The sequence below is a fragment of the Thermostichus sp. OS-CIW-30 genome (assembly GCF_054060215.1).
Genome location: NZ_JBSSCZ010000004.1, coordinates 125,159 through 133,357 on the forward strand (window position 1 = coordinate 125,159; position 8,199 = coordinate 133,357).

7 protein-coding genes, 1 tRNA gene and 2 pseudogenes are annotated in these 8,199 nt (G+C 57.3%); 4 read left to right on the forward strand and 6 right to left on the reverse strand.

The genetic code is table 11. The features are described from left to right. Positions 1 to 16: 16 nt before the first annotated feature. Positions 17 to 628, reverse strand: a complete 612-nt coding sequence (locus tag ACVWZF_RS02845) for a Jag family protein (protein WP_457410771.1) — start codon at positions 626 to 628, stop codon at positions 17 to 19. Positions 629 to 707: 79 nt separating this feature from the next. Between ACVWZF_RS02845 and ACVWZF_RS02850 the strand changes: the two are divergent. Next, positions 708 to 891: pseudogene (locus ACVWZF_RS02850) on the forward strand (hypothetical protein); the annotation flags it as partial. 86 nt (positions 892 to 977) lie between these two features. Here the strand turns inward: ACVWZF_RS02850 and yidC are convergent. Beyond that, complete coding sequence (yidC, locus tag ACVWZF_RS02855; RefSeq protein ID WP_457410773.1) at positions 978 to 2,168, reverse strand: membrane protein insertase YidC; 1,191 nt, start codon at positions 2,166 to 2,168, stop codon at positions 978 to 980. A 224-nt stretch (positions 2,169 to 2,392) separates the two neighbouring features. Between yidC and ACVWZF_RS02860 the strand changes: the two genes are divergently transcribed. Both ACVWZF_RS02860 and ACVWZF_RS02865 read left to right on the forward strand, forming a co-directional pair. Further along, positions 2,393 to 2,464 (forward strand) — tRNA-Asn (locus tag ACVWZF_RS02860). A gap of 297 nt (positions 2,465 to 2,761) precedes the next feature. Then, entirely contained in the window at positions 2,762 to 3,280 is a 519-nt protein-coding gene (locus ACVWZF_RS02865; protein ID WP_457410779.1) for an inorganic diphosphatase, read from the forward strand. Between the two features lie 6 nt (positions 3,281 to 3,286). Here the strand turns inward: ACVWZF_RS02865 and ACVWZF_RS02870 are convergent, their stop codons facing one another. The 3 genes from ACVWZF_RS02870 to rimP form a co-directional block, all read right to left on the reverse strand. Then, positions 3,287 to 4,903 carry a B12-binding domain-containing radical SAM protein gene (locus ACVWZF_RS02870; RefSeq protein WP_457410774.1) on the reverse strand — a complete coding sequence of 539 codons (1,617 nt, stop codon included), beginning with the start codon at positions 4,901 to 4,903 and terminating at the stop codon, positions 3,287 to 3,289. A gap of 293 nt (positions 4,904 to 5,196) precedes the next feature. Further along, entirely contained in the window at positions 5,197 to 6,570 is a 1,374-nt protein-coding gene (gene nusA / locus ACVWZF_RS02875) for a transcription termination factor NusA (RefSeq protein ID WP_011433821.1), read from the reverse strand. 135 nt (positions 6,571 to 6,705) lie between these two features. Beyond that, positions 6,706 to 7,176 (reverse strand): ribosome maturation factor RimP, encoded by a 471-nt coding sequence (rimP, locus tag ACVWZF_RS02880; RefSeq protein ID WP_011433822.1) that lies wholly within the window; start codon positions 7,174 to 7,176, stop codon positions 6,706 to 6,708. 301 nt (positions 7,177 to 7,477) lie between these two features. On the opposite strand from rimP, the gene ACVWZF_RS02885 reads away from it, so the two are divergent. Continuing rightward, on the forward strand, positions 7,478 to 7,993 hold the full coding sequence (locus ACVWZF_RS02885) for a TIGR02652 family protein (RefSeq protein WP_011433824.1): 516 nt from the start codon (positions 7,478 to 7,480) through the stop codon (positions 7,991 to 7,993). 82 nt (positions 7,994 to 8,075) lie between these two features. On the opposite strand, the pseudogene ACVWZF_RS02890 reads toward ACVWZF_RS02885, so the two are convergent. After that, positions 8,076 to 8,199, reverse strand: a pseudogene (locus ACVWZF_RS02890) (IS5-like element ISSoc13 family transposase); the annotation flags it as partial.

Sequence of the window (8,199 nt, forward strand, 5' to 3'; positions counted from 1 at the left end):
AGCCCTCTGCCCACTCTCAAGATGGGGAAGCTGCCCGACGGATAACCAAGCGCCGGTCAGGCTCTTTGCCACGGCTGAAAGTTTCCAGATCGGCATAGGCAGGGTCATTCAAGAGAGTATGAATTTGCCGACGCTCGGCAGCCGAGAGATCGGGAAACTCGTATTCCCGGCCAGTGGCCCTCACCTTTTCCACAGCAGCGGCAACCAAAACCTTCAGCTCCTGCAAACGCCGCTGCCGATAGCCGTCCAAATCCAAAATGTAGGGCTGCTGCTGGTCTTCCGGCTGGTTCAGGTTGAGAAGGGTGTTGGCCAGGTACTGCAACGCATCCAGCACCACAGGGGAGCGATCCTCCTCTTGAGGGGAATCTCTGGAAGATGGAGAGGGCAAGGGGGGGGCTTTCGCCAACAGCAGTTGCTTCTGAGCTGGGGTCAAAGAAGACGCCTCGATTTCCAGCACCTCCCCCACCACCCGCACCGCCGCTGGGATCCCCATAGCCGCCAGCACCCGCTGTAACCACTGCCTGGCTCGCTCTTGATTGGCCGCAAAGGTGGACTTGTTTGGCGAAGGGGCAACGGTTCCCTCAGATTTCCTAGCAGCAGATCCCGTAGAAGACTTAGGACGGCTCATCCTGGGCAGCTTCCAACTTTGAAGAGCATGACTCTAGTCAATAATAAGCTCAACTATACTGAAAGTAATGTATAATATGTTCAGTACGGATTACTACCAGTTGATCTTTCTGTTTACTTTCGAGTCTGCCAACATGGTAGCCAAAGCAAAGCAGAAAATTGGTAGTAAGACGACACGGAAACTGCGCTTTGGGTATTCTAGTCAAAGCTTTGCGGGATACCGCCATTCTGGTTGGAAACAAACAGAATGCTATCGCTGCATAGTTGAACAGTGATGTTCAGCAGTGTTCAGCGTAAATGTATCAGGTATCAACACTCCACCACAAGTCCACCCCAACAGCGAGGATCCCCTAGGGCTCAAAGGGCAAGGATTCCCGTCCCTCCTTGGCTGCTCTGGGCTTGGTCGATTTCTCCACTTCCTTGGCCTCCACCGTTATCGTCTGGGCAGCCCGACGGCGCTCCTCTTCCACCAACTGCTGTAAGTTCTCCGGCAACGGCTCCCGCGAGAGCAGGAAAGTCTGCACCGTTTGGAAGATGTTAGAGACAAGGATGTAGAGCAAAACCCCTGCCGGCAGAGGGAAGAACAGGAACATCGCCGAGAACAGCACAGGGGTGATCCGAGCCATGGAACTTTGGCTGGGATCCTCTTTGCCGGTATCCTGTCCGGCATTGGTTAGGTACTGGTTCAGGTAAATGGACACCCCAAAGATGACGATCATGGCGATGATATCCCAGTGGATGGTGCCATCCTCGTCGAAGGCCCCCACACGGCCCAACTTGTCGATGAACAGAAAGCCGGTGTCAGAGGCCAAACCGGGAATGGACACCTGCACGGTCACATCCCCCGGCTGCAGAGCCAGCAAGGTGCCATCCGGCTTGATCTGGGCACGATCTTCCCCTTTGGTGATCTTCCAGGTGGGCTGTAACAGATTGGGATCCCCACCCGCTTCGGCCACCAACTGCTCAAAAGGCTTGCCCCCCGGCCCTTGAAGCAGAAATTGCACCTCCTCCCCAACGGCAACCTTGGTGCCTTTGGGTTCCACCAGCACCACTGGCCTGTGGAGAGAGTCGGTGACAAAAATGTTCTTGCTGGGGCTGACGTAGGGAGCTGGTACCACCTCAGCCGCCACTTCCGCCGGCAGGATCTGCAAGTTGACATCGTAGGTCACCGCTGCAAAGGGGGAGCCCCGCAGGGTGGCAAACAGGGCAAACAGCACTGGCATTTGAATGAGCAGTGGCAGGCAGCCCCCCAAGGGATTGGCCCCCAGCTCGCTGTAAAGCTTGGCCTGGGCTTCCCGAAGCTTCTGCGGGTCGTCTCGGTATTTCTCCTGGAGTTCTCGCATCCGCCGCTGCATCACCGGGCTGATCACCTTCATGCGCCGCATGTTGCGGATGGATCCCACATTGAGCGGGTAGAGGGCAAAGCGGATCACCAACGTCAGGAAGATGATGGCCAGTCCGTAGCTGGGCACGATCCCATAGAAAAAATCCAGGATCGGCAGCATGACGTTGTTGGAGAGAAATCCGACTCCGAAGTCCATGAGGGGCGCTGGCAAATGTCCGTAACCATTGTAATGGCTTCCGTTCGGTTGACGAGGGCGTTTTCAGGGTTTGTCCCCCGGATCCGTCAGATAGACCTGAGAAAGGCGAGCAATTGAGCAAAATCAAGCCCGCTCCACTGAACAGGGATCCCAAGGCCCAACAAGAACCCCCCGCCGGCAGTTGCCTAGCAGTCCTTTTTTCCCCTATGATGAGAAACGCTTGATCCTCGGTAGCTCAGCGGTAGAGCGGTCGGCTGTTAACCGATTGGTCGCAAGTTCGAATCTTGCCCGGGGAGTATGTCCAAGCTGATCAAAGTCGATCAAAAAAACCGGATCTGGAATCCTCTCCTTCCAAGACAGCTCTGAGCATGCTGAGCGAAAGGAGGAGACAAAAACCAAGTCTCTTGCCGAGGATGGGGCGTCTCCCAGCGTTGAGCCAGACGTGGGTGGAGAGAATGGAAGCTGGCTGAGGATTCCGTCCCGCCGACGTGAACTGTTCCCGGCGAAGTGTCAAGAGTCTCTGTCCTTTGGGGCAAGGAGTATGTCAGAATACCCTCTGGCTGTCTATTCCCAATCCGAGGGTGCTTGCTGTGATCGACCTGTCGCGGATCCCTGCCCAACCCAAGCCCGGCCTGCTCAACCTCTTGATTGAGATTCCCGGCGGCAGCAAAAACAAGTATGAGTTCGACAAAGACATGGGAGCAATGGCGCTGGATCGGGTGCTCTATTCCTCGGTGCAGTACCCTTACGACTACGGCTTTGTGCCCAATACGCTGGCCGGGGATGGGGATCCCTTGGATGGCTTGGTGATCATGGATCAGCCCACCTTCCCAGGGTGTGTGGTCACGGTGCGCCCCTTGGGCATGTTGCAGATGATCGATGGCGGGGATCCGGATGAGAAGCTGCTGTGTGTGCCTGCTAAGGATCCCCGCTATGCTTCGGTGACCAAGCTGGAAGACATCGCCCAGCACCGCCTGGATGAGATTGCGGAGTTTTTCGCCACCTACAAGCGCTTGGAAAAGAAAGAAACCCAGATCTTGGGCTGGAAAGGTTTGGCCGAAACCGAGGCGGTCATTGCCAGCAGCATTGCGGCCTGCAAACAACCCAAATAGGTATTTTCAAGAGATACGAACAGAAAGAGCTTCCTGGCGATGTTGCAACAGTCGCTCTGGGGTGAGGGGCCCTTCGATGTGTTGCCAAGGCAAGGGATCCGCTGGATCCCAGTGGCTGTGCACGTAGTAGTCTAGGGGCGGCAGTTGCCCTTTAAGCTCTTTGAAAGCGCGCCGGTAGCTCCCCAAGGATTCCCCAAAGTCCCGCGCCAACTGCAAGACTTTTCCCACCCGCCGATCCCCTCGCGAGATGAGGGCTTGGATCACCGACCAGCTATAGCTTTCCGGGCGAAACTCCACCCCCAAGGGACGCAGGTGTTTCTGGAAAAACTGCAGTTTTTTCTCGGCTTTGGGATCCACCCCGTGCCACTGAAAAGGAGTGTGGGCTTTGGGCACAAAGGTGCTGCACCCCAGCGTTAGGCGCAGGCCGGGAGCCGCTTTTTTGAGCTCTTGGAAAAGGGCTACTGTGGCCTCCAGATCTGCCTGGGTTTCCGCCGGGATCCCTACCATGCCGTAGAACTTAATGCCCTTCAGACCTCCAGCCTGGGCGTGGGCTGCTGCTGCCAAGATTTCCGGGTTGCTTAACTTCTTGTTGATGATCTGGCGCAGTTGTTCTGAGCCACTTTCGATGGCCACCGTAATGGACTGGCTGCCCCGGCGGGAGAGTACCTGCGCCAGACGTGGGGTTACGGTAGCGGTGCGCACCGAGGCCAAACTGAGACGCACCTGCTCGAAGCGATCCTGGGCCAAGTGCTCCAGCAACTGCTCAAATTGGGGGTGCTGGGTTACAGAAGCCCCCAGCAACCCAATCCGCTGAGTGACCTGCAGCCCCCGCTCTACCGCCGGGATCAAATGCCCCTCCACATCCGCCACCCGGAAAGGCAGGGTGAGATAGCTGGCCAGGCAAAACCGACACATCTCCGGGCAGCTGCGCACCACCTCCACCATGTAGATGCTCTCCCAGGCCGCTTTGGGGGTAACCACCGTAGAAACCGAGAGGGTGTTGCCGCGGAAGGTGTGTTTGCGAATGGAGCTAGGGATCCCAGCCACTTTGGGGAGCACCTTCTCCACCGGGCCGTCGGGCTCCCGGTATTGGGGTTCATACAAGCCGGGCACATAGATCCCTGGCACCTGCGCTAGCGCCTGCAATTTCTCAGCCCGGGATCCCTGGCGCACCTCCCGATAGACCTCGATCATCTTCTCCAGAAGACCTTCCCCATCCCCCAACAAGATCAGGTCAAAGAACTCAGCAAAAGGCTCGGGGTTGGCCGTCAGTACCGGGCCGCCGCCAAAGACCAAGGGGTGGGCTTCTTCCCGCTCCTCAGATCTGGGAGGGATCCCGTGCCGTTCCAGCAGAGCCAGGATATGGACATAATCCAGCTCCCAGGATAGGGAAAAGCCGAACAGCTCCGGCTCCCGGGGCAGGGGTTCAGCCAGATCCGTAAAGAGGCGGGAGACGGCCACATCCCGGCGGCTGGCCAGCAGACTCCAGATGACTTGATAGCCCAAGCTGGTGATCCCCACTGCGTAGGTGTTGGGGAAGGCGTAGATTACCCGCACTGCGTCGGGGTCAGGCGTGGCCGGGGCAAAGAGCAACTGCTCCAGGGCAAACTCTGAACTAGCCAAGGGATCCCGCTGTGTTGGATTGAGGTTTGGGTTCTGGCTCGGAAGAGTTTTGATTTGCCTGCCGAACTTTTTTGGCTCCTGCATGCTAACAAAAGCTAGCATCTTTCACCAATGCAGATTGCCGGAACAGGGAAGTTCTGCCCAAGCAGGCAGGAAAACCCCACATGCGCCATTGCGGTCTCGGTGCAACCGCGATCCCCTGCAGCAAAACTCATTCCAAAGCCCAGACTTCCGGCAGAAGCCGCCCTCTACGAGCAAAGTGTACGGGCAAAGTGAGGGTAGAGCGTATATCATTACCCCTTCGGCTGGGCAATGTCGAACTCGGCGTCGTAGTCGAAGTCCTCCTCTTCGTCAGCCCAGTCTTCTTCCAGCCTATCGTCCCCCGCCAGCTCCTCTTCCTCCAGGCGGCGCTTTTCTTCGTATTCCTCATCCTCTAGGCCCAAAGCAGCCCGCTCTGCCCGCCGCTGGAAGCGCTCCAGTGCCGCTGGAGTGATGAAGGGATAGGGCAACCCTTGCGCTTGGGCCTCCTCCAGCGCTGCGCGGTAGCTCTCCACTTCCTTGATGTCGATTTTCCAACCGGTGAGGCGGGCTGCCAGGCGCACATTTTGCCCCTCTTTGCCAATGGCCAAACTGAGCTGGTCGCTGTTGACCAACACATGAGCTTGCTGGATTTCCGGATCCACCAGCCGCACCTCCACCACCTTGGCCGGGCTGAGGGCATTGGCAATGTAAGTGGCAGGATCCGGCGACCAGCGGATGACATCGATTTTCTCGTTGCGCAGCTCTGCTACCACCGCCTGAATCCGGGATCCCCTCGCGCCAATACAGGCCCCCACCGGATCCACGTCCCGCTCCACCGTATCGACCGCAATCTTGGTACGTGGCCCCACATTTCGGGAAGGGGGGTTGGCCTCCCGCGCCACTGCCACAATCCGCACGATATCCTCTTCAATTTCTGGCACCTCGTTGGCAAACAGGTTCACCACCAAGCCAGCATCGGCCCGGGAAACCAAAAGCTGTGGCCCCCGCCGGGATCCCTCATAGACTTTCTTGAGATAGACCTTCATCACCGCGTTGGGAGTGTAGCGATCGCTGGCCAGCTGTTCCTTCTTGGGCAGTTCTGCTTCCACCTCAGGTTGTCCGAAACCGCTGGATACCGACATGATCACCGTCTGCCGCTCGGTGCGCAGCACCCGTGCCTGCAGTACGGTTTTTTCCAGATCGCGGAACTCTTCCTGAATCAGACGGCGCTGCTGATCCCGTAACTTTTGCGCCAGCACCTGCTTGGTTTGGATGGCCGCCATGCGGCCAAATTCCGCCTGTTGTGGGGTGACATCATCTGTGACTTCCCAGCCTACTTCGGCTTCTGGGTAATCCTGCTGCACATCGTACAGAGAGATCTCATGGTCGGGGTTTTGCACCTGCTCAACGATGGCTTTGGTGGCCAAAACGCGAAAGCCTCCTGCCTCCACATCCAACTCCACATCGAAATTGCGGAAGTGGTCTTCTGCAAAGACCACATCTCGCTGGATGGTTTTGCGGTAGCGTTCGTAGCCCTTGAGCAGCGCCTCTCGCAGAGCATCGGTGACCACATGGCGGGGCAAGTTGCGCTCCCGCGAGATCATCTCCACCATTTCCGCCAAACCCGGCAGAGGCACCATCGCCATAACCACTGTCCTCCTGCACAAACTTCGTGAAACTTGCTGTTGCTATTGCTCCACAGCGGGAACTGAACCCGCATCTCTGATGCGAAGGGAGGGCCGCACCACCTGCGGTCAAACGCTCTCTCTATCTCCGGTCTCCTAGTCAGTTTCCGATGAGAGGGCAACCCGCTGCACCGAAGCGCGGGGCAACTGAACTCGCCGCCCCTTGAGGGATAAGGCAACCCTCTCCTCATCCCGACCCAGCAGGTGTCCTGACCAAACGGCTTTGCCCTTGTAGGGTGGATCCAAGGTCACCTCCACCGCAAACCCTTTGAAAACCACAAAGTCGCGATCGCTGGTGAGAAGGTTGCTGATGCCAGGGCTGGACACCTCCAACACATACTGGCCTGGGATCAGATCCACCCGATCCAGCTCGACTTCCAAGGCTTGGCTCATGGCTTCGCAATCGGCATGGCTGGTTTCTCGGTCGGGATCCAGTGGACGAATATCCACCCGCAGAACTGGCGGATGCTGGTTGGTGTGGAAAACCATCTGCACCAACTGGTATCCCAGTTGAGCGGCCAAGGGACGGGCCAAGCTCTCCAACTGTGGAATAAGAGGGTGAACCATAACCAACTTGTCACCAACCGGGTGTTGCCGCCAGATCCAAACCCCTTTGAGCCGGAGCCGGCAAAGGGGACAGTAAGCCCCCTCAAAAAGCAAAGAAGTGGGTACCACCCACTCCCCGTTGCTATCGCGGAGCTCCTTGAGGCTCGCCCAGAATCAGTACAGACTTCGAGCGCATCCCCCCTACCTCCTAATTTAGAAGATCTCCTCCGGTTTTGTCATGGGGATCCCCAAAAGGCAACATCTATAATGTGGACAACTGCGGATTTGCCCAGATATCCAGCCGCGTTTTGTGGGGTTTCCTATGACTGTTGCCTTTTCCTACCCGATCTTCGGCCCCAGCATTCAGTGCCCCCACTGTCGGCAAACGATTGCGGCCCTCACCCTGACCGATACCTACCTCTGCCCTCGCCATGGTGCATTTGAGGCGGATGCCGAACAAGAGGAGCTGGTACACCTGCAATCCGGACGGCGCTGGCGCTTTTGGGAAGGTCGCTGGTTTCGTCAGCACACCCACGCCGATGGGATCCGTTTTGAGATTCATGAAGAATTGGATCGGCTGCGCATGCAAGGAATGCGAGCCACTCAGGTGATCGTGGCCGAGCGCTACCGCCAGCTGCTCACCCCTTATCTGGAGCAGGGATCCCACCGTCGCCCCGGCCCACCTCGCCTCTATGGCTTGCCCGTCAGCTTCAGCTCCCAAATCCCAGAGGATAGGGGTGGATCCCCTCAGCGCTGGCGGGTGATCAACTTTGAGCTGACCTACGAGATCGACCCGGCCATGCGGCAGCCGCAATCCCGTCTGCAACTGTGTGATTAGACTGTGTGATTAGAAAGGCGAACAGGTAGAGAGCTGTTGGAAAATTGGTGGCTGCTCAAGTCTTCTAGGTTGTGTTGATCTTTCATTTGAGCCAAAAGAGAGCACTGACGAGATAGAGAAAACTCAAGAAGTTCCTGGCCAATTTGTCAAAACGAGAACATAGATGCCGGTACTGCTTTAACTTATGAAAAAAGCATTCGATTAAA